Genomic DNA, 26777 nt, shown 5'->3' with positions numbered 1-26777 from the left:
GACGTGCGTCGCTGTCGAGGGGGGAAGGCACTTCACCAGCTGATGTCCGAACACCAGTCGCTGCTACCTCTCCTACAGGTGATAACCGGCCCGACTCCGGGGGCCAGTTACCGGCTGTCGCCCGGGGAACGGATGATCGGTCGGGACGCCGGCCTGGACATCACCATCGACGACATCAAGGTCAGCCGGTGCCACGCGGTGCTAACCGCCGGTGGCGGCCGTACCGTGCTGACCGACCAGGAGTCGACGAACGGCACCTGGGTCAACGACCTGCGCATCCGGCAGCCGACCGAGCTGCGCGACGGCGACCGGATCCGGATTGGCGGCGTGGAACTGCGGTTCTACGACCCAGCCTCGGCGCTCACCGACCCGGTCGGCACCCGGATCCCCCGACCGGCCACGGCGGCGTTGCCCGGCGCGCCGGTGCGGCCGACCACCGGACCGAATTCACCGCTGCACACCGCGCTCGGCGAGCCCACCCAGCCGATGCGCCCCCGACGTCGGCCCAGCACGCTGCTGATGGCCGGGCTGGCCGGGGTCTTCCTGGTCGGCTGGTTGACCTGGCTGGTCGTGGTGCTCTCCTGAACGCCGCCGGTCGTGGTGCTCCTGAACGACGGTGTGGCGGTTCGTGGCAGACTCGCCATGCATCGGGCCGACGCAGGTGACGGACGGAGACCAGGTGGCGCGCGAGTTCAAAACCGTGGGAGTGGTCGGGCTCGGTACGATGGGTGCCGGGATTGTCGAGGTCTTCGCCCGCAACGGCGTCGACGTGGTCGCCGTCGAGGTGGACGGGGCGGCACTGGACAAGGGCCGGGAGAACCTGAGGGCGTCCACCGACCGGGCTGTCGCCCGCGGCAAACTCGACCCGGCGGACCGGGACGCACTGCACGCCCGGGTGACCTTCGCGGTCGGACTCGACGCACTCCGCGACGTCGACCTGGCCGTCGAGGCGGTCCCGGAGCGGCTCGACCTCAAGCGACACCTGCTGGCCGAACTCGACCGGGTATGCCCACCGGGGGCCGTCCTGGCGACCAACACCTCGTCGTTGAGCGTCACTGAGATCGCTGTCGCCACCGAGCGTCCCGGCCAGGTAGTCGGGCTGCACTTTTTCAACCCGGCACCGGTGATGCGGCTGGTCGAGGTGATCAGCACCGTGGTGACCGAGTCCGAGGTGACCCGCGACGTCCAGGCGCTCTGCGCCCGGCTCGGCAAGGTGGGGGTGAGCGTTGCCGACCGCGCCGGATTCATCGCCAACGCGCTGCTGTTCGGCTACCTCAACCAGGCGATCGGGATGTACGAGACCGGGTACGCCAGCCGGGAGGACATCGACGCGGCCATGCAGCAGGGCCACGGCCTGCCGATGGGCCCGCTGACGCTGCTCGACCTGATCGGTCTGGACACCGCGTACCAGGTGCTGGAGACGCTGTACCAGCGTGGTGGCCACGACCGCCGGCACGCGGCCGCACCGCTGCTACGGCAGATGGTCACCGCCGGGCTGCTCGGCCGCAAGTCCGGCCGGGGCTTCTACACCTACCAGGCACCGGGCTCGTCGCGGCTCGCCCCGGACGACCTCACCCCGGTGGCCGCCGCCGAGGCCGGTCACCCGGCACCGCGTACGGTCGGGGTGATCGGGTCCGGCACGGTCGCGACCGACGTCGCCGAGGTCCTCACCGCCGCCGGAGTCGACGTCGTCACGGTCGCCGGCCCCGGTGACCTGGCCGCGCGTGACCTGGCCGCCGTCGATTTGGTGGTGGTGGCCGGCCTGTCGACGGCACCGGTGATCGACGTGGCGATGGCCACCGGCCGGCCAGCCGACGTGGTCGGGCTGCACTTCGTAGGCGGTCCGGCGGCGCAGGCCCGTTTGGTCGAGGTGGTGCGTACCGTCCGGACCTCGCCGACCGCGGTGCGGGCCGCGCACCAACTCTGCGCGGCATTCGGTAGGACCGCGGTGACCTGTGGCGACCGCGCCGGCTTCATCGCCGACGCGTTGCTGTTGCCGTACCTCAACGACGCGGTCCGGATGCTGGAGAGCAACTATTCGACGGCGGACGACATCGACGCGGCGATGAAGCTCGGCTGTGGCTATCCCGCCGGGCCGTTCGAGCTGCTCGACACCGTCGGCCTGGACGTGGCGCTGGCCGTCCAGACCGCCATCCACCGGGAGCTGCCCGAGCCGGGTCTGGCACCCGCCCCGCTGCTGCGCAACCTGGTGACCGCCGGTCGGCTCGGCCGGCGCACCGGTGGCGGGTTCCGCGACCACGCCGGCTGAGCAGGGCGCCGCACCGGCGACGTACCCTTGCGAGCATGAGTCCGCGCCGCAACCGCCCGACCCGCCGGTCCGCCGGTCGCGTCGGCCACGGCGATCCCGGCCAGCCCGAGCCGGTCGACCCGGAGCGGGTGCGTCGGGGCGTCGCCGCCGTGCAGTCGTTCAGCGACGGCGAGTGGATGGTGCGGTCGGTGCCCGGTCCGGCGGCGACCAAGATGTACCGCTGCCCGGGCTGCGTGCAGGAGATCCGGCCGGGCGTGCCGCACGTGGTCGCCTGGCCGGCGGACGGCCGGGGTGATCTGACCGACCGGCGGCACTGGCACTCCGGCTGCTGGCGGGCCCGCGAGCAGCGGCGGCCGGCGGTCGAGCGGTCCCGCTCCGCGCCCCGCTACGGCTGATCCCCGGCGGGCCGACCGGTCAGGGCAGTGCGAGACTGGCCGGGTGAGCGAGCCGATCCGGTCCATGTCGATCCTGCCCGCCGAGCGCCGCGACATCGAGCTGCAGACCGCCGACGGGCTCACCCTCGTCGGTGAGCTGGCGTTGCCAGCCGATCGTCCGCCGGTCGCCACGCTGGTCTGCCTGCATCCGCTGCCGACCCACGGCGGGATGATGGACAGCCACGTGTTCCGCAAGGCCGCCTGGCGGCTGCCGGCGCTGGCCGACGTGGCCGTGCTCCGGTTCAACACCCGGGGCACCAGCAGCGAGCGCGGCACCAGCGGCGGCAGCTTCGACTCGGCCGAGGGGGAGCGGTTCGACGTCGCGGCGGCGATCGAGTACGCCGAGTTCGCCGAGCTGCCCAGGATCTGGCTGCTCGGCTGGTCGTTCGGCACCGACCTGGCGCTGCGCTACGGCTGCGACCCGGCGGTCGAGGGCGCGATCCTGTTGTCGCCGCCGCTGCGCTTCGCCACCGACGCCGACCTGGCTACCTGGTCGGCGTCCGGCAAGCCACTCACCGCGCTGGTCCCGGAGCTGGACGACTACCTGCGGCCGGACGAGGCGACCCGGCGGTTCGCCGTGGTCGGTCAGGCGGAGGTGGTCGGGGTCGCAGGAGCCCGCCATCTCTGGGTCGGCCAGGTGGAGCGGGTGCTCGACGAGGTGGTCCGCCGGGTCGCGCCGCAGGTCACCGTGCCGCTGCCGACCAGCTGGGACGGTCCGATGCAGTACGGCGACGCCAACGCGTACGCCGACCGGACGGTGGCGGCGTTCGCCGATGTCCCGGTCGCCGGACCGCCGCAGCGGCAGGCCGACGAAGGATGACCGCACAGGTGCGGCCGCCGCACGACGTGCCTGCGGGGTGGGTCGGCCGGGGCGGTCAGCCGGCCGGTTCGAGCCGTTCGGTGGTCGGCCGATCCTCCTCGACCGGCGGGTAGCCGGCCGCCCAGTCGCGGCGGGAGCGCCAGACCTCGATCCAGTCGACGCCCCGGGACCGGTCCCGGCCGAGCAGCGTCTTGCCCACCGCCCGTAGGCCGACCCCGGCGACCAGCAGCCGGACAGCGGTCCAGGACCGCAGCGGCGACCAGTGCCGCCGGACGTAGGTGGCCTTGCCGCGCAGGATCCGGATCCGTTGCCCCTCGGAGCTGGACGAGGCGCCGACCAGGTGCACCACCTGAGCGGACGGGGTCAGCACCGGGCGGGCACCCAGCGCCCTGGCCCGGGTGCTGAGGTCGATGTCCTCGCTGTAGAGGAAGTACTGCGGGTCGAAGCCGCCGAGTCGGCCGAACAGCTCCCGCTCAATCAGCAGCATGCAGCCGGACAGCGCCGGCACCTCGCGTACCGACTGGCGGTCGTAACCGGGCAGCGCCTCCGGATCCGCCCAGGCCCGGCCGCGGAACACGGTCGACAGCCCGCTGGCGAAGCCGAAGATGCTCCACACCGTGGGCGTGCCCCAGCAGGAGTAGTTGTCGTCGGTGCCGTCGGGGTGCAGGGTGCGCCCGGTGTACAGGCCGTGACCGGGGTGCCGGTCGGCGAAGGTGACCAGCTCGGTGACCGGATGGCCGACCGGAACGGTGTCCGGGTTGAGACAGAGCAGGTAGCGCCCGGTGCTGACCGCCGCCCCACGGTTGATGCCTCGGCCGAACCCGACGTTCTCCGTCAGCCGTACCAGGCGGACCTGCGGGAACCGGTCGGCGATGGTGTCGGCGGAGCCGTCGGTGGAGGCGTTGTCGACCACCACCACCTCCGCTGTGACGTCCGGGGTCAGGCTCGCGTACAGCTCGGTCAGGCAGCGCACGATCAGCTGGCTCGTGTTGTACGAGACGATGACGACCGAGACGTCGGGGCGGCTCACGGGCGGTTCCCGGAGCCGACCGGGTCGGGACGGTTGGCGTCCTGGCTGTCCTGGCTGTCCCGGGGGGCCGGGATGTGCCGGGTCGGCGGGAGCGCAGACTCGCTGCCGGTGTTCGTGGCCCGGTCGCCGCGCCGCAACCGGGTTCGGACGCTGCCGCCGAGCAACTGCAGCGCGAACGGTACGTCGTGCAGCAGGTAGCGGCGGGAGAGCCGGTGTGGCTCGCGGAGCAGCCGGTGCATCCATTCCAACCCGGTGCGCTGCATCCACCGGGGGGCCCGACGGTGTACCCCGGCGACGAAGCCGATCGCCGCTCCGCAACCCATGAACCAGGTGTTCGGCAGCATCGGCCGGAGCCGGGCGATGAGCCGTTCCTGTTTGGGGAAGCCGAGCCCGACGAAGATCAGGTCCGGTCGGGCGGCGGCCACCTCGGCGCAGATCTGGGTGAGTTGCTCCTCGGACCGGTCGAACCCGAACGGCGGGCTGAGCTTGCCGGCGATGGTGAGCTGGGGGAACTCGCGACGGAGTACGGCGGCGGCCTGCACCGCCGTGCCCGGCTCGCCACCGAGCAGGTAGACCGACCGGCGCTGTTCGCCGAGCGCCCGGGACAGGCTCCAGATCAGGTCGGATCCGGGGACCCGGGCCGGCAGCGGGTCACCGCTGATCCGGCTGGCCCAGATTAGTGGCGCACCGTCTGCGACTACCAGAGTTGATGACTCTATGTGTCTGTGACACTCCTCTTCGCGGCTGGCGCGGCGCAGAATATCCACATTCGGGGTGATGATCTGGCCGCCGGTGCCGGCGTCCAACGCGACGACGACGTGGCGGATGACGTCTTCTTCTCGAACGGGATCAAAAGCGACATTGCTCAGAGTGATCCGATGCCTATTTGCGGTAACGGGGTACTGGTCACGAGGCACAAGCTGCACCGTACTCGGCGTAGTGGTCCACCGGATGGGCCAATCGGTGTCAGCTAGGCGATAGTGAGGTTGCCCATTCGACTGGTTGTCGCATCGTCCGTGAATGGAAGCATCGTGGTTGTGCAGATTACCGTCATCATGCCGGCCTTCAACGAGGAAGAAGGGATCGGCCCAGTCTTGCGTGCAATGACCGAATCGCCGTCCTTCGGGCCGGACGTCGAGATCATCGTGGCCGCCAACGGCTGCACCGACCGGACCGCGGCGGTCGCCCGGTCCTGCGGCGCCCGGGTGCTGGAGATCACCGCGCCGTCGAAAATCGCCGCGCTCAACGCCGCCGACGAGATCGCCGGGGGAGACGTCCGGATCTATCTGGACGCGGACATCGCGGTATCGGTGGAACTTCTACGCGCGCTCGCCGTCGTGATCGCCGAACCCGGCGTGGAGGCGGCGGCGCCGCGACCGGTGATCGACACCTCGGCGAGTACCTGGCCGGTGCGGGCCTACTACGCGATCAATGCGCGGTTGCCGATATTCAGCGGCCGTCTCTTCGGCCGTGGGTTGATCGCGATCTCCGCCGCTGCGCGGGCGAGATTCACCGATTTTCCGGACATTATCGCCGACGACATGTTTCTCGACGCAGTGGTCAGATCCGACGAAAAGCGGGACGTTGACCTGCCCGTACGGGTGGTGGCACCGCGGCGTACGGGTGAGTTGGTCCGGCGAGTGGCCAGATCTCGTGCCGGTAACGCCGAGTTCTGGGAGTTCGTCCGAACGGATCCGCAGGGCGCCGAGTTGGCGCTTGATCCGGTGCCCGGTTCCCGTCCCTGGTCCTGGTTGCGGCGGGTCGTACTCACGGCGCCACATCTTGTTCCGGCAGCGTTCTGTTATGTGGCGATCACCTTTGCTGCAGAGTTGAGGCGGCGTTCTCCTGGATGGAGCGTGCGCTCCGGTTGGGGACGGACCACCGCCGGTTCGCCGACCGGTGATGCCGCTGATCCACTCTCGGCGGTCGACGCCTCCGGATCCGGCCCGACTGGCCGGTAAATGATCTCGATCTGTCGATGTACGAGGTGAGTGAATTTCACCATTCACGTCGGCTGCGAGTGGGCTCAGGGCCGTGCCAGCTTGCCATAAGAGAGCATTAAGTTCCTTGGGAAGGTCCGTGGCCTGGGTTAACGTCAGCCTCGGCCCCGGTCGGTCGGCGTAGTTCGCTGCGTACCGTCGGGACGGGGAGTGCCTGGGGGAGATCCGCCGAACGCAATACCGACAACGGACCATGTCCCGAGAGGTGTACATCTCGTGGTGAGCAAGGATTCTTTTGAGCCGGACGGGGGGCGGGACGAACCGATCCCGGGATCGTCCACGGCCAGTTCGTCCGGTTTACCCGGGTCGCCGCGCGCCCGGCGGGCCGGTCGCCCGTCGCCGCGCCCCACCGCCGAATCCGGCCCGGGCGCGACCGGCCGGCACGCGAGCTCGGTGGGGTCGAGTCGCGGCCGGCGTCGGATGCTGCGTCGCCCCACCGGCCGTCGCGGCCGGCTGGTGATGATCAGCGCGGTGGTGGTCAGCTTCCTCGCCACCGCGACGGTGGTCACCGCCTCGGTCGCTGGGGAGCAGGTCGACGGCTTCACCCTGTTCGCCGAGACGGACGTGTCCCGGGTGCCGGTCGACCCGGACACCCGGCCGGTGGAGCTCGGCGTGCGGTTCACCGCCGACCGCGACGGGGTGGTCACCGCGGTGCGTTTCCTCAAAGCCAAGGGGGACCGCGGTCTACACCGGGTCAACCTGTGGACTGCGGACGGCGAGCGGCTGGCGACCGCCGTACCGAAGCGGGAATCCCGCTCCGGTTGGCAGCATGTCGCGCTGCCCGAGCCGGTCGAGGTCGAGGCGGGCGAGGTGTACATCGCCTCGTACCACACCAGCCGGTACCGGGCCACCCAGCGCTACTTCGAACGACCGGTGTCCGCCGGTCCGCTGCGGGCCGACGGCACCGCTGGCGTCTACGCCTACGGATCGGGTGGTTTCCCTCGCCAGACCTGGATGGCCAGCAACTACTGGGTCGACCTCGCCTTCGAGCCGACCGGATCGCAACAGCCGGAACCGTCGCCGTCGCCGACGGCCTCCGCTGAGCCGTCGCCGACACCGTCGCCGTCGGCCAGCCCGACCGCTACCCCGTCGGCCAGCCCGTCGGCCTCGCCGACCGACGGTACGCCGGCCGTGCTCGACCTGCCCCGGGTGCCGTGGGAGGGCGGCCCCGCGTACTACGCGAACTTCCCGCAGGCCCGTGCCTCCGGCTGGACCGACCCGTCGTTCTTCCCGATCGGCGTCTGGTACGAGGGTGTGTACACCCAGCAGGACATCGACCGGGACAAGGCGGCCGGCCTCAACACCTACGTCATGCTCACCGACCAGTCGGATGTCGCGTTGATCAGGCGCAACGACATGTACGCCTTTATCCCGCAGCCGTTCAGCGACCGGGGCAACGAGAGCGTCGGCTGGGTGATCGGTGACGAAGCGGATATGTGGGGCGGGCCGGGCAACGGTACGTGGACCGGAAACTACCCCGGCCAGGGTCCGATCTGCGCGTCAAGCCGGGACGGCTGCGGGCTGGACGTGATGAAGAAGGAGTCGGGCACCGTTCCGTCCGGTGACCGTGGGTTGCGCTACGCCAACTACGGCAAGGGCGTGATGTTCTGGCAGTCCGACTCCGACGCCGGCAAGTTCGTCAACGGCTTCAGCTCGGTCGTCTCCAACGACATCTACTGGTACACCGACCCGCACGTCTGCACCGCCGCGGCGGAGGGCCCGACGTACGGCGTGAACAAGGACAACTGCCGGCGGGCGGCCAACTACGGGCTGACCATGCAGCGGATGCGTGAACTTGACGCGATGGACGGCAAGCGGCAGCCGGTGTGGGCCTTCGTCGAGGTGGGGCACCCGTTCACTGAGGACTGGGCACCGACCATCACCGGTGCACAAATCGCCGGCGCGGTGATGAACTCGGTGATCAACGAGGCTCGGGGCATCCAGTACTTCAACCACAACTTCGGCGGGCCGTGCCTCTCGCAGCACGTGCTGCGAGAGCAGTGCGGTGACGCGGTCCGCCCGGCCGTGGCCGAGGTGAACAAGCGCATCACCAGTCTGGCACCGGTGCTGAACACCCAGTCCTACGAGTGGGAGTTCAACAACGGGCTGGACACGATGCTCAAGGCCCACGACGGCTCGTTCTACGTCTTCGCGATGCTCGGCAAGGACACCCCGACCGGCGGCCACTCGCTGGCGCTGCCGCCCGGCGTGACCGGTGACACCGCCGAGGTGCTGTTCGAGAACCGTTCGGTGCCGATCAGTGGGGGTGCGATCCGGGACACCTTCGCCGAGGAGTACAGCTACCACATTTACAAGATCACGCCGTAAGGTCCGATTCGATGGGCCGGGTGGACGCTAGCGGCGTCCACCCGGCCCATCGCTCTGTCCCCCTGACAGCCGGTTCGGAGCTGCCGCCTTGGCGACTGTCGGTACGGTTCAATCGTTCGGTGTGGCGTAACGGGACATATGTCCGGCATGAGGCGGCGGTCGGAGGCTTGCGGATCTGCCGTGCCCGGCCGGACACTGAACCCGGCGGGGGCCCCGATGTCCTACGCCGCACCCGCATGCTTCTCGGCTGGCCATACGATGGAAGACGAGCGCCCCGACCTCGCCACCCAATGGAAGGACAGCAGTGGACTTTTGGGATCTCACCAAACTGCTGTTCCGGCGCTGGTACGTCGCGACGCCGCTGTTGCTCATCTCGGTCGCTGCGGCCGGATGGACGCGAATGGCCGTCGAGCCGGACTACATCGCGACCTCCTACGTCCAGTTGATCCCGCCTACTGCGGCCAATACCGCTCCGGACGAGGACGCCCCCACTACTCCCCGTAACCCCTGGCTGGAGCTGGGGCTGGGGTCGCTGAGCCGGGCCGCTGCCCTCACCGTGCAGGACCAGGCCGTGCTCAAGCAACTGGACGCCGCCGGCCTCAGCGAGAACGTCGCGATCACCCTCGACAACCAGCAGCCGATCATGACGATTGAGGTGGTCGGCGAGTCCGAGGACCAGGCCACCGAGACGACTGAGGAGGTCGTCCGCCGGTTGGAGGCGAGCGTGGTCGGGCTGCAGGCCGACTACGGCGCGAGCGAGGAGAGCTTCATCACCGCTCGCCGTCTCGACCGGGGCGACAACATCCAGGAGGCCAACTCCAAGGTCAACCGGGCGACGATCGCGGTCGCCGGGGTCGGCGTCCTGCTCAGCGCGGCGCTCACCATCGGGATCGACGGTCTGCTGCGGCGCCGCCGGCCCCGACCGGTGGCCGCCGTGCCGGTCACCACCGGCACCGACGAGACGATCACCATCCCACCGATGGCCGGGCGGACCGATCAGACGCGGTCGGTGTCGCGCCCACAGCCGGTTCCGCGCCCCCGGGCGAGTGACCGCGACGGCGCGGCGGCGAGTAAGCCCGGCGGTGTCTACAGCTCCGGCAACGCCTCGCAGGGTCGCCAGGAGAGCCGTTCAATGAGCCGTCCGGATGAGCATCGCAGCGCCGAGTCGTCGCCGGGTGAGGCACCGGTGGCCGGTAGCGGGTTGGTCGGCGGTCCGGTGCAGATCGGCGGGCTGGTTGGCAACGGCTCGCTGACCTTCCGAGCGGTTGACGACCGGGCCGACAGCGCTGACGGGGAGACCTCCGGATCGCAGCCGACCGCACCGCAGCCCACGCAGCAACGGCCAGCTACTCCGCAACAGCCGCCCCAGCCGCAGCCAGCCACCCAGCAGCCGGTCACGCCGTCGACCAACGACGAGACGGCGGTGATCCGCGCGGTCCGCGACGACGCGACGATTATCCTGCCCAAGTCCGGTGCTGGCGGTGAGCAGTGGACGCCGTCGGAGACGTCCAAGAACGGCAGCCAGGCACGATGACCGAGGGCAGGATCCGGTGATGTCGTCCGGGGTGCACCCGGCAGACCTCGAACCGGCGTGGATCAGCGAACGCACTTATGTGACCCGCCGCAGGCTGACCAGGATCGACGCGCCGGTCATGTTGTCGCTCATGGTCTGCCTGCTGACGCTGATCCCGTCGCACCTCATTCTGCCGGGAATGACCGATCTGGGGCGCCCGGCGCTGGTCGTGGCGATCCTGATGTGGTTCTGGTGGATGACGGCCCGGCTCAACTCGCGGTTGGTGCTCACCGGGCCGCAACCGCTGCGTTGGGCGATCCTGGCCTTCCTGCTGTCGATGCTGCTGTCGTACGCCATCGGATTCCTCCGCGGGCTGACCGTGATGGAGGCGAACTCGGCGGACCGCTGGATGCTGACCGCTGCGGCGATCTCCGGGGTGATCCTGTTGACTGCCGACGGCATGCCAAACTGGGACCGTCTCGACGGCGTACTGCGGGTGTTTGTCTACTGCTGTGCCTTCGTCGCCGTGGTTGGGCTGATTCAGGCATTCTTGTACTTTGATCTGACCCAGTACATGCGGGTACCCGGCCTGCAGATGAAAGGCTGGGTCGTCGGCCTGGAGATTCGTGGCGGCGGCGTACGGGTGCCCAGCACAACCTTCCATTACATCGAGTTCAGCCTGTTGATGGCGATGTCTCTTCCGTTCGCGATCCACTTTGCACGCTTTTCGGCCACCTCTCGACAGCGGCAGATGTTCGCACTCCTGGCGTTGCTCATCGCTGCGGCCATCCCGGCGACGATGTCCCGGACCGGATTCGTGGCGTTGGCGATCGTGCTGCTCGTGCTGATGCCCATCTGGGCGTGGCGCATGCGCTACAACATGATGGTGCTGGGTCTCGTCATGTTCGCCGGAATGGCTGTGGTGAAGCCGTCACTCGTCACCACGATCACCAACATGTTCCTCGGAGCGAGTACGGACCCGAGCATCACCTCGCGGACCGAGCGGTACGATATGGTCGGGTACTACTTCACACAACGACCGTGGTTCGGGCGGGGGACCGGGACCTGGGTGTCCCCCCAGTACCAGTACCTCGACAACCAGTGGCTCGCCTTCGCCCTGACCAACGGCGTGATCGGGGTCATGGTGCTCGCCGCGTTGCACGTCACCGCGATCGTCGTCGCGCTACTCGCCAGGCGCAGGTCGACGTCGGAGCGTGACCGGCACCTCTGCTCGATCCTCGTCGCGGTTCAGTTGGTTGCGATCGCGGCGGGCTTCACCTTCGACTCGCTGAGCTTCAGCACCTACGCAACGGCGATGTCGTTGATGGTGGGCATGTGCGGTGCTGTGTGGCGGCTCAGTCACCCGGCGTTGAAGGTGCGGACGTCAACGCCCCAGTGGTTCGGTTCATAACGAGGCCGGTGCCAGTGCCGGTGCCCGAGAAGCTCGGTTCTTCGGCCACCTCGGTCGTCGATCCGACATCTCAAAGAATGTCTATTGATTAACCGTATGAATGCGGATCATTACACGTTGTCCGTGGCTTGGTTGCCCGAATGGGCGATGGGTGGGCTGTCCGGGTCGCGCCGAGGGTCAGATGCATGCCCGGTTGTGAGCTTGGCTCACGCTGGTAGCGTCGGCGCTGCGTAGCTGGGGGAGGCGCGCGGTATCGCGTTGGGCTGGCTCCTGAAGGGACATTCGGTGAGGGCGGGCGTATTTAAATTTTTTGATCGTGGCAGCCGGCACTTCGTCGTCGTCGCGACCGCCGTCGTCATGATGGCGACCCTGATGATCGCGATGCCGGCGGCATCTGCGTCCACCGATCCATGCGCACCTCCGGTCAACGTGATCGCCTGTGAGAACAGCAAGTCGGGAACGCCGAGTTCGGTATGGGATATTTCCGGGGTCGGTGACCCAACGATCCAGGGCTTCGCAACCTCTATAAGCGTGAACGTCGGGGAACAAATCGGTTTCAAGGTGCGCACCGAGGCGTCCGCGTACACAATCAAGGTCTACCGGCTCGGCTGGTACGGCGGTGACGGCGCACGGGAGTGGGCCACGCTGACCCCGAGCCTGCCGTTGGTGGCCAACACCGACGCGGACTGCGTGCGCGCCACCGACACCCAAATTTTCGACTGCGGCACCTGGCAGGTCGGCGCTACCTGGGACGTGCCGGCCGACGCCGTATCCGGGGTCTACATTGCCCGACTCATCCGCTCGGACACCGGTGGTGACAGCCACATCCCGTTCATCGTGCGAGACGACACCAGCACCTCGCAGCTGGTGTTCCAGACCTCCGACACCACCTGGCAGGCGTACAACCGTTACGGCGGAGCGGACTTCTACTGGGGCGAAGGTCCGGCGTACCGCGCCTACAAGCTGAGCTACAACCGGCCGTTCGCCACCCGCGGCGCTCAGCAGGGGCGCGACTTCCTCTTCGCCAACGAGTATCCGATGATCCGCTTCCTGGAGCGCAACGGATACGACGTCAGCTATGTCAGTGGGCTCGACGCGGACGTCCGCGGTGAACTGCTGCTCAACCACGAGGTGTACGTCTCCGTCGGGCACGACGAGTACTGGTCCCCGCAGCAGCGGGCCAACGTCGAGGCAGCCCGCGACGCCGGAGTGCACCTGGCGTTCTTCACCGGCAACGAGGTCTACTGGAAGGTCCGCTGGGAGGACAGCGTCGACGGTGACGGTACGCCGTACCGTACCCTGGTCTGCTACAAGGAGACCTGGAACAACGCGCGGATCGACCCGTCGGACGAGTGGACCGGCGTGTGGCGTGACCCACGCTTTCCGACCGGCGAGGTGCGCGAGCCGGAAAACGCGCTGGTCGGCAACCTCTACATGGCCAACAACACCGACCTGGCCATGCAGGTCCCCGCCGAGCAGGGCAGGCTGCGGTTCTGGCGGCACACCGGCGTGGCCGAGCTGGCTCCGGGCCAGACCGCCACCCTCGCGCCGCACACCGTCGGCTACGAGTCCAACGAGGACCTGGACAACGGCTTCCGGCCGGCCGGCACCTTCCGGCTCTCCACCACCACCGGCCATACCCCTGAGTACCTGGTCGGTTACGGTCCGGAGAGCAAGCCGGGGGAGACCACCCACCACATGACCATGTACCGGGCACCGAGCGGTGCGTTGGTCTTCGGGGCCGGCACCATCCAATGGGCGTGGGGGCTCGACGCCTACCACGACGGTGGCTCGGGTGCGCCCGCCGACGACGCGATCCAGCAGGCCACGATCAACCTCTTCGCCGACATGGGCGCGGCCCCGACCACCCCGATGAGCGGCATCGTGGTGACCAGCCAGTCCGTCGACGCGCTGGCACCCACCGCGACGATCACCGGACCGACCGACGGCAGCTCCGTGGCCCACGGCGCGCCGGTCACGGTCACCGGCACCGCCTCCGACGCCGGCGGCGGGCTGGTCGCCGGCGTCGAGGTCTCTACCGACGGCGGCGGCACCTGGCACCCGGTCACCACCGGTACGCATTCCTGGACCTACGAGTTCCTGCCCACCGACACCGCCGCACACGTGGTGCTGGCGCGGGCAGTCGACGACAGCGGCAACCTGGGCACACCGTCCGACCCGGTCGCCCTGTCGGTCTCCGGACCGTACTCGTTGTTCGGCGAGGCGGTGCCGGACACCCCGGCGTTCGTCGAGACCGACAATGGCAGGCCAGACGGCGAGCCGCTGAGCACTCAGCCGGCGGTCGAGGTCGGGGTGCGGTTCACTCCTCAGATCGACGGTCTGGTCACCGGCCTGCGCTTCTACAAGGGCGAGGGTAACGGTGGCGAGCACCGTGGCACGCTCTGGACCAACGGTGGTTCGGTGCTGGCCACGGCAGTCTTCACCGCCGAGACCGAGACTGGCTGGCAGCAGGTGAGCCTGCCGACCCCGGTCCCGGTCTCCGCCGGCACCAGCTACGTGGTCTCCTACTTCGCACCGGAAGGGCGGTACGCCAGCGACGGCGGCTACTTCCTGACCGATCACGTCTCGGGACCCCTGCTGGCACCCGCCACTGCAGGCCCGGTGGGCAACGGTGTCTACCGGGAGGACGGACCCGGCTTCCCGAACAACTCGTGGGGTTCGACGAACTACTACGCCGACGTGACCTTCGTGACCGCCGACGACGCACCGCCCACGGTGTCGTCGACGGTGCCGATCGCGGACGCGGCGAACGTGCCGGCGGATGTGACCCCGTCGATCGTGTTCAGCAAGCCGGTTGACGAGGCCAGCATCGAGTTCACTCTGGCCGGCCCGGCCGACGAGCCGGTGGCGGGTGCCGTCAATTACGACGCTGCGGCCCGCCGGGCCACCTTCACCCCGGTGGTGCCGCTGACCGAGCAGACCACCTATACCGCGACGGTTACCGCACGTGACGACGCCGACGTGCCGATGAACGCGCCGTACTCGTGGTCGTTCACCTCGAGCTTCTCCGATCAGGTGGTGACCCTGTTCGAGCCGGACGTGGTCCCGCAACATCCCTCGGTCGGGGAGAGCGACCCGGTGGAGGTGGGCGTCAAGTTCACCCCGTCGGTGGACGGTGAGGTGGTCGGGATGCGGTTCTACCGTGGGCCTGGGAACACCGGTAGTCAGGTCGGTCGGTTGTGGCCGGTCGGTGGTGGTGCGCCGCTGGCGGAGGTGACGTTCCCGGAGGGCGGCGGTACGGGCTGGCAGGCGGCGGCGTTCGCTGAGCCGGTGGCGGTGTCGGCGGGTACGACGTACGTGTTGTCGTACTATGCGCCGAACGGCAACTACGCCTACGACCCCGGATTCTTCGACTCCGGCTACAGCCGTGGCCCGCTGACCGCCACCGCGGAGAACAACGGTGTCTTCAACTACACCGCCGGTGGTGGCTTCCCGACCCAGACCTACGGTGCGGCGAACTACTGGGTCGACCCGTACTTCCTGCCGACCGGTGACGGTTCGTCCCCGTCGCCCTCCCCGTCGTCGTCCGGCCGGCCGGACGAGAGCGGACCGGCGGTGACCGCGACGGTGCCGACACCCGGTGCCACCGGGGTGGCTGCCGAGACGGTGGTCTCCGCCCACTTCGACATCGACATCGACGAGTCGTCGCTGGAGTTCGAGCTGGTCGACGCGGCGTCCGAGCCGGTTGCCGGCACGGTCGGCTACGACGGCGCGACCCGGCTCGCCACGTTCACCTCGGACACCGCACTGCGGTCGCTGCACACCTACACCGCATCGGTGCGGGCCAGCAGCGACGGGACGACGATGGCGCAGCCGTACACCTGGTCGTTCACCACGACCTACGGCGACGACGTGGTGACCCTGTTCGAGCCGGACGCGGTTCCGCAGCAGTCCTCGGTCGGGGAGAGCGACCCGGTGGAGGTGGGCGTCAAGTTCACCCCGTCGGTGGACGGTGAGGTGGTCGGGATGCGGTTCTACCGTGGGCCTGGGAACACCGGTAGTCAGGTCGGTCGGTTGTGGCCGGTCGGTGGTGGTGCGCCGCTGGCGGAGGTGACGTTCCCGGAGGGCGGCGGTACGGGCTGGCAGGCGGCGGCGTTCGCTGAGCCGGTGGCGGTGTCGGCGGGTACGACGTACGTGTTGTCGTACTATGCGCCGAACGGTAACTATGCGTTCAATGCCGGGTTCTTCGGCTCCGGCTACAGCCGTGGCCAGTTGAGCGCACCGGCGGGTGACAACGGGGTTTACCGGTACGGTTCCGGCGGCGGGTTCCCGACCGGGACGTACAACTCTGCCAACTACTGGGTCGACCCGATGTACGTACCCGGTGCCGGTGACCCCGACCCCGACCCGACGCCGACGCCGACCACCAGCCCGTCACCGGCAGGACCGTCGCCGTCGCCGTCGACCGGGCCCAGTCCGACCGCGGAGCCGACCCCGACCGGGTCTCCGTCGCCGAGCCCCGAATCGACTCCGAGCCCCGAACCGACTCCGAGCCCCGATCCGTCGGTGCCGCCGGTCAGCATCTTCGGCCCGGAGGACGTGCCTGCGGCGGTGAACTGGGCTGACGAGGACGCAGTCGAGGTGGGGGTGCGGTTCCGCTCCGACGTCGCCGGTCAGGTCACCGGTGTCCGGTTCTACAAGGGCCCAGCCAACACCGGGACGCATCGCGGGTCGCTGTGGACGGCGGACGGTGTCCGGTTGGCGACGGCGGTGTTCACCGACGAGACGGAATCCGGTTGGCAGACAGTCACCTTTGATCAGCCGGTGCCCATTGTGGCGGACACCACCTATGTGGCCTCATACCACACATCGGTCGGCCAGTACGCCGTGACAGCCAACCAGTTCGCCGAAACCGAGCTGGACCGCTCGCCACTGCACGTGCTGGTCGGCGGGGGTGTGTACCACTACGACCCGTACGGCTGGGTGTTCCCCGGCCACTCGGTCAACCACAACTACTGGGTAGATGTCGTGTTCACGCCTAACACTTGAGGACAGTCGCGGCGAGGCCGTTGAATCATCGGCAGGGCGGCTCCGCCGAGACTGAAAGGGACAATAGGTGCGCATCCTCACATGCCTGCACACGATGGAGATCGGCGGGAGCCAGATCAACGCCATCGAGATCGCGGCGACCGTGGCCGGACTCGGGCACGAGGTGATCATCTACGGTCCGGACGGCGAGCTGCGAAGCATGGTCGACGAGTGGGGCCTGGAGTTCGTCCACGCGCCGCCGAAGGGCGAGGCGCCTTCACCGCGTAACGTCACCGCCATCGCCGACGTCGTCCGGCACCGTCGCATCGACCTGGTCCACGCCTACGAGTGGGCACCCACCTTGGAGGCCGCCTACGGCGCGTACCTGCGCCAAGGGGTGCCACTCGTGGTCACCGTGCTCTCCATGGAGGTGCCGGCCTGGGTGCCCCGGCATCTACCGCTGATTGTCGGGACCGAGCAGATCGCCGTACAGGAACGCCCACACCGGGCCGAGGTGCACGTCATCGAACCGCCGATCGACACTGACGCCAACGCTCCGGTCAGCGACCCCGGGCCGGCCCGACAAGCCCTCGGCGTCGCCGACGACGAGATCGTTGTGGTGTCGGTGTCCCGGTTGGCGGCGGCACTCAAACTCGAAGGACTGCTCGCCGCTACCCGGGCGATGGCCGGCATCGACCCGAAGCTGCGGATGCGGCTGCTGATCGTCGGCGACGGCGAGGCCCGCGCCGAGATCCAGCAGGCGGCCGACAAGGCCAACGCCGAGCGGGGCGCAGAGGTGGTCACCCTCACCGGCGCGATGCTCGACCCGCGTGACGCCTACGCCGCCGCCGACATCGTCATCGGCATGGGGTCGTCGGCGTTGCGCGCGATGGCCTTCGCCAAGCCGGTCGTCGTGCAGGGTGAGCAGGGGTTCTGGCTGCCGCTCACTCCGCAGACCCTGCCGGTCTTCCTCGACCAGGGATTCTACGGCCTCGGCGACGGCACCGACGGCACCGACCGGGTCGCCGCCGCGCTCACCGAACTCGCCACCGCCGAGCCCCGGCAGCGGGCCGAGCTCGGCGAGTTCGGCCGCCGTACCGTCGTCGAACGGTTCAGCCTGCAGGCCGCCGGCCGGCGGCAGGCGGACATCTACGCCCACGCGGCCGAGCAACGGCTGAATCTGCCGCGCCGGGCCGGGGCCATGGCCCATCCGACCGCCCACCTGCTCAACTTCAAGGCGAGTCTGGCCCGGCAGCGATTCGCTGCCGGTCGGAGCGCGGCCGGGAGCGGTAGTGACAGCTGAAGCAACGGCACCAGCTCCGCTCGGTGCCCGGGTCAAGCGCGCCCTCGCGTGGAGCACCCTGAACAGCATCGCCCTGCGGATCGGCAGCCTCGGCGTCGGCGTCCTGCTGGCCCGGCTGCTCGCTCCGGAGGAGTTCGGTGTCTTCGCGGTCGCGCTGACCGTGCAGACCATCGTGATGTCCCTGGCCGACCTCGGGATGAGCGCGGACATCATCCGGCACGGGGTGCAGGGCCGAGCCGGCACCGTCACCACCATCTCGTTGTTGACCAGCCTGGGCCTGGCCGGTGCGATGTCGCTGGCGGCCGGGCCGGTGTCGGCGGCGATGGACAGCCCGCAGGCCACCCGGGTGGTGCAGGTGATGTCGTTGACCCTGGTGCTCAGCGGCCTGTCGGTGGTGCCGTACGCGGTCATGCAGCGGGAGTTCCGGCAACGGGCCCAGCTCGGCCTCGACGGTGCCAGCCTGGTGGTGAGCACCACGGTCACGGTCGCCCTGGTGCTGCTCGGGTTCGGGGCGATGTCGCTGGCGATCTCCCGGGTGGTCGCCCAGTCGATGGTCACTGTACTGCAGTTCAAGCTGACTCGGTCCCGGCCGACGTTCGGGTTCGACTCGGCGGTGGCCCACAGCCTGATCCGGTTCGGCGTGCCGTTGGCCGGCGCCAACGTCCTGTCCTGGGTGGTGATGAACGTCGGTCACCTGACCGTCGGCGCCACTGCCGGAACGGTGATGCTCGGCCTCTACACTCTGGCGTTCAACATTTCCACCTGGCCGATGAGCGCCCTCGGGGTGGCGATCCGGGCGGTGGCGCTGCCGGCCTTCGCCACCGTGACCGATCCCCGGCGCAAGGCCGCCGGATTCGTCTCGGCCGCCGCGTTGACCTGGACCGTTGCGCTGCTCGTCGGCGTACTGCTGTCCGGGTTGGCCAGTGTCGTGGTGCCGTTGCTGTACGGTCAGCGCTGGTCGATGGCGGCCGACGCGTTGGCCGGTCTGGCCTTCTTCGGGGCGTTCCGGGTGCTGTTCGACCTGGTGGCGACCTACCTCATCGCAGTCGGCGCGAGCCGGGCGTTGTTCGTCGCCCAGGTGGTCTGGCTGGTCGCGCTCTTCCCCGCAGTGATCCTCGGCGTGCGCTGGTACGGCCTGGTCGGTGCCGGGTTCGGGCATGCGCTGGTCTGCGCGCTGATCATCCTGCCGATGTACGCGTTCGCGCTGCGTCGGCACGGCGTCCGACTGCGGGCGTTGGCCGGCGCGCTGGTGCTGCCGCTGGCCGTGGCGGTGCCCGCGGTGGCGCTCGGCCTGCTGATGGTGCGTACCGTGTCGGGCACGCTGTGGCAGTTGCTGGCCGGCGGTGCCGTTATGGCCGTGGCGTTCGCCGGGCCGTTGCTGCCCTGGCTGCGGCGCCGGCTGCGGGACCTCAAGGCGGCCGGCCAGGTCGCCGATCAGGTGGCTGACCAACCGGGCGGCGGCGAGCCAGCCGACTGTGGATCGAGTGACGACGGCCCGGCCACCGGTTCGCCCCCGCCGGTGCCGCCTGCCCCGACGACGCCGCTCGCCACGGCGGTCCGACCCTGAAAGAGGTGTACGTGTCTCTGCCAGCCCGCCGCGCGCTGCTGCCCCGCACCCGGGTGCCGGCACCGGTCCCGGCCGGTGATCCGGCCCGGACGCCACGGGTGTCGGTGATCATCCCGAGCTACAACTACGGGCGGTTCCTGCCGTCGAGCATCGGCAGCGCGCTCGCCCAGCAGGGCGTCGAGGTCGAGGTGGTCGTCGTGGACGACTGCTCCACCGACGACACCCGGCAGGTGCTGACCACCCTCCGGGCCGACGAACCTCGGCTGGTCGTGGTGCACAACGAGACCAACCACGGACCCTGCGTGGCGTTCAACGACGGGTTGGCGGTGGCGACAGGGGAGTTCGTCGTCCGGCTCGACGCGGACGACCTGCTGACCCCGGGGGCGCTGACCCGCGCGACGCGGCTGTTCGACGAGTTCCCCGAGGTCGGTCTGGTGTACGGCCATCCGGTGCACTTCCACGGGGCGGTGCCGACCGAGTTCCGGTCCGAGGTCACCGGTTGGACGATCTGGTCCGGCGAGGACTGGATCGCACAGCGGTGCCGGTTGGGTGTCAACTGCATCACCACTCCCGAAGCGGTGGTCCGGGCCAGCGTCTACGCCGAGGTCGGCCCGTGGGACAGCCGGATGCGCTACGCCTGCGACATGGAGGCCTGGATGCGGGTGGCGGCGGTTTCCGACGTCGGTCACGTCGACGGTGCCGACCAGGCCTGGCACCGGGAACACTCGGCCAGCGTCAGTGTCACCGCCGCGTCCGGCCGGCGGACCGACCTGATCGAGCGGCGGACCGCCTTCGACGTGCTGTTCGACGGTCCCGGTGGTGGCTTGCCCCGGGCCCGGGAGCTGCACGACCTGGCCCGTCAAGCGTTGGCCACCGAGGCTCTCGAATCGGCATGCCACGCCTACGACCGGCGGCTGACCGACCGCGAGCCGGTCGAGTGGTACGTGGAGTTCGCCCGGGAGACGTATTCTGCCGCAGAGCAGTTGCCGCACTGGGCTGGGCTGCAGCGGCGCCGGGCGGTCGGCGCGCGGTTCGCCCCGCTGGTGCCGGGCTTCGCCGCCAGCGTGGTGCAGCGTCGACTGCGCAACGACGCCCGTTACCGCACCTGGATCCGGCACGGCATCTGACGACCGAGCGGGTCGGTGCGGCCCCGGTGCCGGGCGGGGGACCGGCGGGGCGGGCCGTGTGGACCGGTCAGCCGGGGGTCAGCAGCGGGCGGTAGAAGGCGGTCAGGTCTTCGCGTAGGCCGGCGACGGTGTAACGGTCTCGCACCGCCGCCGAAGCGGCACCCGCCTGCCTGGCCAGCTCCTCCGGCTGGGTGACCCAGGTGGCGCAGGCCTGCTCGACGGCTCGGGCGAAGGCCAGCAGGTCACCATCGGGCACCGGCGCACAGTGGGCCGGGTCGAAGAACTCGCGGCCGGCCAGGCCGGGGTAGCCGACCACGTACGCGCCGCAGGACATCGCCTCGGCCGGCGGCATGCCGAAGCCCTCCCGGTCGCTGAAGCTCAGGAATATGGCGCAGTCGCGCATGATCTCCGCGGTCTGTTGCTCGGTGCGTCCGGCTATCCGGGTGACCTCCCAGCCGTCCAGCACCCGGCGGGACCGCAGGATGTGCAGCAACTGGTCGCGTTCGTCGGCCCGCCGGTGCCCGACGTACGCGATGTGCCGTCGCCGGGGCCAGCTGCCGAAAGCGAACACGTCGGGGTCGATCACGTTGCGGGTCAGCCGGACCGGGATGTTCGGGAAGGCGTGGTTGAGCAGCTCGACGTTGTCGTGCGAGACGGCCAGCAGCGCGGTCATCCCGGGCAGGTCGGCGTAGGGCGCACCGGGGCGGGTATCCGGGTACGGGATATGGTCAAAGGTGTCATACGCCCGTTGGTTGAACACCACGAGGCGTGGCCCGCGCGGGATCGTGGTCAGATTGGGTCCGTACCACTCGGGGACGACGAGGATGTCGGTCGGGCCGAGGGTGGCGTTCGTGGCCGCGACGACGGGCGTCTGGTTGGTGAACCAGGTGCAGCGGAACGCCGGGTCCTTGTGCATGACGTACGCCCGGATGCCCATGTCGTTGAGCAGGTCGACATGGCGATAGATGACCCGTACCCCGCCGCTGGGCTGTGGGTTGTCCGGCGCGAGGTAGTAGACGGTCGGTGTGCCGGTCCGTACGTCGGTGGTCTGGAAGGTCGGGACCTGCCGCCGGTTGATCTCTGCCGCCGTAAGGCGGGACCGGACCAGGCCCTTGGCCTGGTCCGCGAGACGGTTGATCACGTGAGAACTCCGTGCAACGGGGGTCGGGGTACCGGCGTGATCGTACCCGGCCGCTACCACCGCTTCGACTACTGTCGGTTGCCAGACAGGTGGCCGCCGAACATGGAATGTAGTGGACAAAGCGGGCAGTCGTCGACGCCAGCTGTTGTTAGCATCGGATGTTCCGCTCAGGGTGGTTGTCCGACTACTGCCGGTCGGTGCCGCCTTCGGTGCTGGCAGGAACCGTTCGAAAGGTCGTCCATGGTCGTCGCTACCGGACCCCGCCGGCCGCGCCGGCGCTGGATCCTGATCGCCAGCATCGTCGTCGGCGCGCTCGTCGTCGCCGGCACAGCGTGGGCGATCGGTGGCACCGTCCGCGGTCCGGTCGCCGCCGGGATCGCCCCCGGTACGGTCGCCACCGCGGGTGGTGCCGGTGCGACGCTGCGCCCGGTCGACGGCGGCCCGGACTTCTACGACCGCTTCTCCCCATCACTGCCCACCGGTCCCGAGTTCTTCCCGATCGGCGTCTGGCTGGAAAGCGTCACCGACCCCGCCGACACCGCCAAGGACGTCGAGACCGGCCTCAATACCTACGTCGAGCTGACCGGCACCACCAACCTCGACCTGGTCCGAGCTGCCGGGATGCACACGATCACCAGCCCGATCGGCGAACACGGTGACGAGACCGGCGGCTGGCTGATCTCCGATGAGGCCGACATGTGGGCCGGGCCCGGCGACGACCCCTGGACCGGCAACTTCCCGGGGCAGGGCGACATCTGCCAACCGGCCGACGGCGAGTGCGGCTACACCGTGCAGCGTGACATCCTCGACCGGCTGCCGGACGACCAGCGGCTGCGGATGGTCAACTACGGCAAGGGCGTGGCGTTCTGGCAGAGCGACGCCGATGCCGCCCGCTTCGTCAACGAGTTCGCCGACGTCGTGTCGGTCGACACCTACTGGTTCACCGACCGTGGCATCTGCGGGCACAGCGAAGGCGGCCGGTTCTTCGACCCCGACCAGCTCACCACCGTCGACGGAGCCGATCGGCTGCCCGCCGAGCTGTGCCACCGGGCTGCGAACTACGGCCGTACCGTCGGCCGGGTCCGGTCCCTGGTCTCGCCGCCCGGCAGCCGACCGGTCTGGAGCTTCGTCGAGGTCGGGCGTCCGTTCAACGAGGAGCACTACCCGACGATCGCCCCGGAGCAGGTCGTCGCGGCGGTCTGGAGCAGCATCATCCACGGCGCCCGGGGCATCGTCTACTTCAACCACAGCTTCAGCGGCCCCTGCCAGAGCCAGCATGCCCTGCGGGAACCCTGCTACGCGCCGGTGCGGTCGGCCGTGGCTGGGGTCAACGACCGGATCACCCGGCTCGCGCCGGTGCTCAACGCCCCGTACGCCGACGGGGTGGCCAGCGTCTCCACCGGAGTCGACCTGGCCACCAAGTGGTACGACGGACACTTCTACCTGCTCGCCAGCTCGGCCGGCGGCAGCGTCGCCGAGGCGACGTTCCAACTGCCGTGCGTCGGTGACGCCCGGATCACCGTGCTCGACGAGGACCGCACCCTGCTCGCCGACGACGGCCAGTTCACCGACTCGTTCATCGACGGCAACGCCGTGCACCTCTACCGGGTCGACGGCGGCTCCAGCTGCGGCGCGTACTGACCGGTCGCTCAGCCGGTGAGCGCGGTGATCGCCGCGCGGCGCAGCTCCAGTGGCGTCCGCGACTTCGCCGAGATCATCACGGCCACGTCGTCCGGGCCGATCTCGGCGACGAAACGGGCCACCGACGACTCGTCGAGCGGCACCTCTTCCCAGTACGCGTGGCACCGGCTGTCGGTGGTGGCGAACCCGGTCGCGGCCTGACCACCGAGCACCTCGTCGACGTAGACGCCGTACAGCGTCCACTCGGAGAAGTGCAGCTGTGCCCCGACGACATCGGCCCACCGTCGCCCGGTGACCGACTCGATCCGCTGCAGCAACCCCCGGACGATCACCGGATCCCAGGCCAGCAGGGATGAGACGTAATCCGGGTACGGGGGCGGCTGCGCCGGCAACCCCAGCAACGCGCGGGCCACCTCGTGCCACCGGACATGTCGGGGCAGCCGCTGGTCGACCTCGTCCGGTTGGCGGTAGAACCGCACGACGTCGTCGCGGCGGAAGGTCGCTGCGGAGAACGGCCGGACGAACTCGATGTCCGAGTCGACCAGCACCACGACGTCCGCCGGGATCCGGGCCGCCGCCGACAACTTGATCACCTGCTGCAGGATCCAGCCGCGTAGCGGCGGGAACGGCCGGCGCAGGTTCACTGAGTATTTCGTCCCCGGCAGCGACCGGACCGACGACGGCAGGAACTCGGCCTCGTCGTGCAGCACCGTGCGGTCGCCCCGCAGCGCCCCGAAGCGGGGCAGGTCCGCCCGGGGCACGATGATGTGATGCCGCACCGAGGCGGGGGAGTGGGCCAGCACCGAGCGGTGCAACGCGGCGCACAACTCGAAATCCGGGCCGAAGCTCGGGGTGACCACGGCAAGCTCCGTCAAGATGATCTCCTTCGTCGGGTCACCGGACCACCGCCGGTGACCAGGCATCGTGCACCAGTACCTGCGGTGCGCCCGAACCGTCCGCCGGGACCTGCCACACGTCACTGGTCGCGGCACCGCCGTCCGCGTCGCGGGGCAGCCCGTAGACGACGTTCCCGTCGTCGAGCCACTCGACCTGGTCGTCGACGCTGCGGGTCTCGGCCAGCATGGTCTCGGCGCCGGTAGTCAGGTCGTATACGGCCAACCGCCACTGGCCCGGCGGCAGGTCGCCGCGCTTCTTGAACACCACCCGGGTCCGGTCCGGCGACAACGACGGGCATTCGGCGTCCTCCCGCAGCGCGTCGACCCGGCGCTCGCCGATGCTTCCCTCGACCAGCCAGGTCCGGCCGCCCGACGCGGCGGTGGCGTAGAACCGGTCGTCGTCGGCGAAGGTGACCCCCCACAGGTTCTTGTCGGCCGCGGTGACCGGCTCGCCGTCGACGTAGAGCGGGAACTGTTCGATGTCGCCGACCACCTCGCCGTCGGTGCGGCTGATCACCGTACGGGTGGAGAACTCGCCCGGGTTGGCGTAAGAGTCGCCGGCCACGAAGGATGTGGTCGCGGCCAGCGTACCGTCGCGGGACAGCCGGGCCCGGGACGGGATCCCGGTCAACGGCAGGTCCAGCCTCGGCTCGAACCCCGCGTCCAGCAGCCGCGCCCGGTACACGGTGAGCAGCCCACGCTCGGCGGACAGGCAGAGAGTCTGCGAGTCGGTGGCGTACACCCGTTCGCAGCTCGCCCCGGTCAGCGCCCGCGGCCCGTCCGGATCGGACAGCGGCGTCATCGCGACCTCGCCGTAGCCGGTGCCAAGTGCGGTGGAGCGGAACACCAGGTGCGCCTCGGCGCGTACCGCCGCCAGGTCGGCCCGCACCGGCACCGGGCTGGCGTCGGCCTGCACCCGGGCCTGCGACTGCCGCACCTGCCACACGTACCCGCCGGCGCCGAACGTCACCAGCAGCACGATCGCGACGAGGACCGCCAGCCGGACCCGCAGCCCCATCAGGACCCCTCACCCGCCGGTACGACGGCGTCGCCGGCCGCCGGAGCGCGGTCCACGCCACGCAGCAGCCACCAGGCCACCGGGATGCCTCCGGCCAGGACCGCCGCGAAGACCAGCACCGCACCGGCCGGACCGGTCACCGACCACAGCAGACCGAAAGCGATCGACGAGACGAACCGGGTCAGCACCACCACCGTCTGCGCGGCGGCGATCCCACTACCCCGGGCCGGGGCCGGCACCAACCGGGCGACCAGCGCCGGCAGCACCCCGTCGGTGGCAGCGTAGAAGACGCCGAGCAGCAGCAGCACCGCGACGGTCAACCCGACGCCGCCGGCCGGCGCGGCGGCCAGCAGGTAACAGACGAGCAGCGCGCCGTGCCCGGCGACCATCACCTTCGCCCGGCCGACCCGATCGGCCAGTCGGCCCATCGGCACCGCCAACAGCAGGTACGCCACGTTGGTGCCGACGAACAGCAGCGGGAAGTACAACGCGGCGAAGTCGTCGCGGTCCTGCAACGTCAGGTAGAGGAACCCGTCGCCGATGGTCGACAGACCGAGCAGACCGGCGGCGAGCAGCGGCCGGCGCAGCCGGGCCCCGGTCACCTCGGCCACCATCCGCCGTACGCCGAAGCGCACCGCGCCCACCGTGGTCGACAGGTTCGGCACGAACAGCACCAGCACCGCCACGCCGACCACCGCGAACGCGAACGACACCAGGAACACCGAGTCGTAGCTGCCCGGGACTGCGGCGAGCAGGGCGAACGCCACCAGCGGCCCGAGCGCGGCGCCGACGGTGTCCAACGCCCGGTGCACGCCGAACGCCCGCCCCAGCAGCGCCGGGTCCGACGAGGCGGCGATCAGCGCGTCCCGGGGCGCGGTGCGCAGCCCCTTGCCGAGCCGGTCCGTGGTGATCACTGTGGTGATCGCGGCAAACCCCTGCGCCGGCAACATGGCGATCCGGCTCAGCGCCGACGCCCCGTAGCCGACCACCGCCACCCACTTCGGACGCCCACCACGGTCCCCGGCGTACCCACCGGCGATCCGGACCAGCGCGCTGACCCCCTGGTAGACGCCGTCCACGAAGCCGTACGCCACCGGGCTGAGCCCGACCACGGCGGTCAGGTACAGCGGCAGCACCGAGGCGACCATCTCCGAGGAGACATCGGTCAGCAGGCTGACCGTGCCGAGCAGCAGCACGGTGCCGGACACCCGCCGGCCGACGGCACGGCCCGGGGTGCCCGAGTCCGCGCCAGGCCGGTCGCGCAGGGTGACGTACACGGTGGATTGTCCG

Annotated in this window: 19 protein-coding genes; 13 read left to right on the top strand and 6 right to left on the bottom strand. The window is 69.9% G+C overall.

Annotated features, from left to right (window positions below):
• Nucleotides 1-42: 42 nt before the first annotated feature.
• From ACFHW1_RS05475 to ACFHW1_RS05460, 4 genes are all read left to right on the top strand, one after another.
• On the top strand, nt 43-585 hold the full coding sequence (locus tag ACFHW1_RS05475) for an FHA domain-containing protein (protein ID WP_416556145.1): 543 nt from the start codon (nt 43-45) through the stop codon (nt 583-585).
• 94 nt (nt 586-679) lie between these two features.
• The gene (locus tag ACFHW1_RS05470; protein ID WP_416556146.1) at nt 680-2269 is read left to right on the top strand and encodes a 3-hydroxyacyl-CoA dehydrogenase family protein; all 1590 of its coding nucleotides are present in this window, start codon (nt 680-682) and stop codon (nt 2267-2269) included.
• 35 nt (nt 2270-2304) lie between these two features.
• Nucleotides 2305-2664 carry a hypothetical protein gene (locus tag ACFHW1_RS05465; protein WP_416556147.1) on the top strand — a complete coding sequence of 120 codons (360 nt, stop codon included), beginning with the start codon at nt 2305-2307 and terminating at the stop codon, nt 2662-2664.
• Nucleotides 2665-2707: 43 nt separating this feature from the next.
• Nucleotides 2708-3523 carry an alpha/beta hydrolase gene (locus tag ACFHW1_RS05460; RefSeq protein ID WP_416556148.1) on the top strand — a complete coding sequence of 272 codons (816 nt, stop codon included), beginning with the start codon at nt 2708-2710 and terminating at the stop codon, nt 3521-3523.
• 55 nt (nt 3524-3578) lie between these two features.
• Here ACFHW1_RS05460 and ACFHW1_RS05455 read toward each other — a convergent pair whose 3' ends face one another.
• Together ACFHW1_RS05455 and ACFHW1_RS05450 are read right to left on the bottom strand one after the other, a co-directional pair.
• Nucleotides 3579-4553 carry a glycosyltransferase family 2 protein gene (locus ACFHW1_RS05455; RefSeq protein ID WP_416567789.1) on the bottom strand — a complete coding sequence of 325 codons (975 nt, stop codon included), beginning with the start codon at nt 4551-4553 and terminating at the stop codon, nt 3579-3581.
• Complete coding sequence (locus ACFHW1_RS05450; RefSeq protein WP_416567788.1) at nt 4550-5359, bottom strand: WecB/TagA/CpsF family glycosyltransferase; 810 nt, start codon at nt 5357-5359, stop codon at nt 4550-4552. Before ACFHW1_RS05450 ends, ACFHW1_RS05455 begins: the two co-directional genes overlap by 4 nt.
• 249 nt (nt 5360-5608) lie before the next feature.
• Between ACFHW1_RS05450 and ACFHW1_RS05445 the strand changes: the two genes are divergently transcribed.
• The 8 genes from ACFHW1_RS05445 to ACFHW1_RS05410 all read left to right on the top strand — a co-directional run bounded on the left by ACFHW1_RS05445 (nt 5609) and on the right by ACFHW1_RS05410 (nt 20791).
• The gene (locus ACFHW1_RS05445) at nt 5609-6514 is read left to right on the top strand and encodes a glycosyltransferase (protein WP_416556196.1); all 906 of its coding nucleotides are present in this window, start codon (nt 5609-5611) and stop codon (nt 6512-6514) included.
• 432 nt (nt 6515-6946) lie between these two features.
• Nucleotides 6947-8881 (top strand): DUF4082 domain-containing protein, encoded by a 1935-nt coding sequence (locus ACFHW1_RS05440; protein ID WP_416615006.1) that lies wholly within the window; start codon nt 6947-6949, stop codon nt 8879-8881.
• 304 nt (nt 8882-9185) lie between these two features.
• Nucleotides 9186-10415 carry a hypothetical protein gene (locus ACFHW1_RS05435; RefSeq protein ID WP_416567787.1) on the top strand — a complete coding sequence of 410 codons (1230 nt, stop codon included), beginning with the start codon at nt 9186-9188 and terminating at the stop codon, nt 10413-10415.
• A 19-nt stretch (nt 10416-10434) separates the two neighbouring features.
• Nucleotides 10435-11805 carry an O-antigen ligase family protein gene (locus ACFHW1_RS05430; protein WP_416567786.1) on the top strand — a complete coding sequence of 457 codons (1371 nt, stop codon included), beginning with the start codon at nt 10435-10437 and terminating at the stop codon, nt 11803-11805.
• A 285-nt stretch (nt 11806-12090) separates the two neighbouring features.
• A complete protein-coding gene (locus ACFHW1_RS05425; protein WP_416615005.1) occupies nt 12091-16815 on the top strand; it encodes a DUF4082 domain-containing protein in 4725 nt (1574 codons plus the stop codon).
• A 67-nt stretch (nt 16816-16882) separates the two neighbouring features.
• Nucleotides 16883-18097, top strand: a complete 1215-nt coding sequence (locus ACFHW1_RS05420) for a glycosyltransferase (RefSeq protein WP_416615004.1) — start codon at nt 16883-16885, stop codon at nt 18095-18097.
• Nucleotides 18087-19664 (top strand): lipopolysaccharide biosynthesis protein, encoded by a 1578-nt coding sequence (locus ACFHW1_RS05415; protein ID WP_416556156.1) that lies wholly within the window; start codon nt 18087-18089, stop codon nt 19662-19664. The genes ACFHW1_RS05420 and ACFHW1_RS05415 overlap by 11 nt, the downstream gene beginning before the upstream one ends.
• A gap of 11 nt (nt 19665-19675) precedes the next feature.
• A complete protein-coding gene (locus tag ACFHW1_RS05410; RefSeq protein WP_416556157.1) occupies nt 19676-20791 on the top strand; it encodes a glycosyltransferase family 2 protein in 1116 nt (371 codons plus the stop codon).
• A gap of 67 nt (nt 20792-20858) precedes the next feature.
• On the opposite strand, the gene ACFHW1_RS05405 is transcribed toward ACFHW1_RS05410, so the two are convergent.
• Nucleotides 20859-21932 carry a glycosyltransferase gene (locus ACFHW1_RS05405; protein WP_416615002.1) on the bottom strand — a complete coding sequence of 358 codons (1074 nt, stop codon included), beginning with the start codon at nt 21930-21932 and terminating at the stop codon, nt 20859-20861.
• Between the two features lie 240 nt (nt 21933-22172).
• On the opposite strand from ACFHW1_RS05405, the gene ACFHW1_RS05400 reads away from it, so the two are divergent.
• Complete coding sequence (locus ACFHW1_RS05400) at nt 22173-23573, top strand: hypothetical protein (protein ID WP_416615001.1); 1401 nt, start codon at nt 22173-22175, stop codon at nt 23571-23573.
• Nucleotides 23574-23581: 8 nt separating this feature from the next.
• Here the strand turns inward: ACFHW1_RS05400 and ACFHW1_RS05395 are convergent, their stop codons facing one another.
• The 3 genes from ACFHW1_RS05395 to ACFHW1_RS05385 are packed head-to-tail and all read right to left on the bottom strand — an operon-like array spanning nt 23582 to nt 26764.
• Nucleotides 23582-24448: a DUF6492 family protein gene (locus ACFHW1_RS05395; protein ID WP_416556160.1), complete on the bottom strand. Its 867-nt coding sequence runs from the start codon at nt 24446-24448 to the stop codon at nt 23582-23584.
• A 19-nt stretch (nt 24449-24467) separates the two neighbouring features.
• Nucleotides 24468-25487, bottom strand: coding sequence for a hypothetical protein (locus tag ACFHW1_RS05390; RefSeq protein WP_416556161.1), 1020 nt, complete (start codon nt 25485-25487; stop codon nt 24468-24470).
• Entirely contained in the window at nt 25487-26764 is a 1278-nt protein-coding gene (locus ACFHW1_RS05385; RefSeq protein WP_416556162.1) for an MFS transporter, read from the bottom strand. Before ACFHW1_RS05385 ends, ACFHW1_RS05390 begins: the two co-directional genes overlap by 1 nt.
• Nucleotides 26765-26777: the final 13 nt, after the last annotated feature.

It is taken from the genome of Micromonospora sp. LOL_014 (assembly GCF_048060245.1).
In the GTDB taxonomy this organism is placed as follows: Bacteria; Actinomycetota; Actinomycetes; order Mycobacteriales; family Micromonosporaceae; genus Micromonospora_E.
The sequence above is the reverse complement of the archived record's forward strand: the minus strand, read 5'-3'. Positions and strand labels throughout refer to the sequence as shown.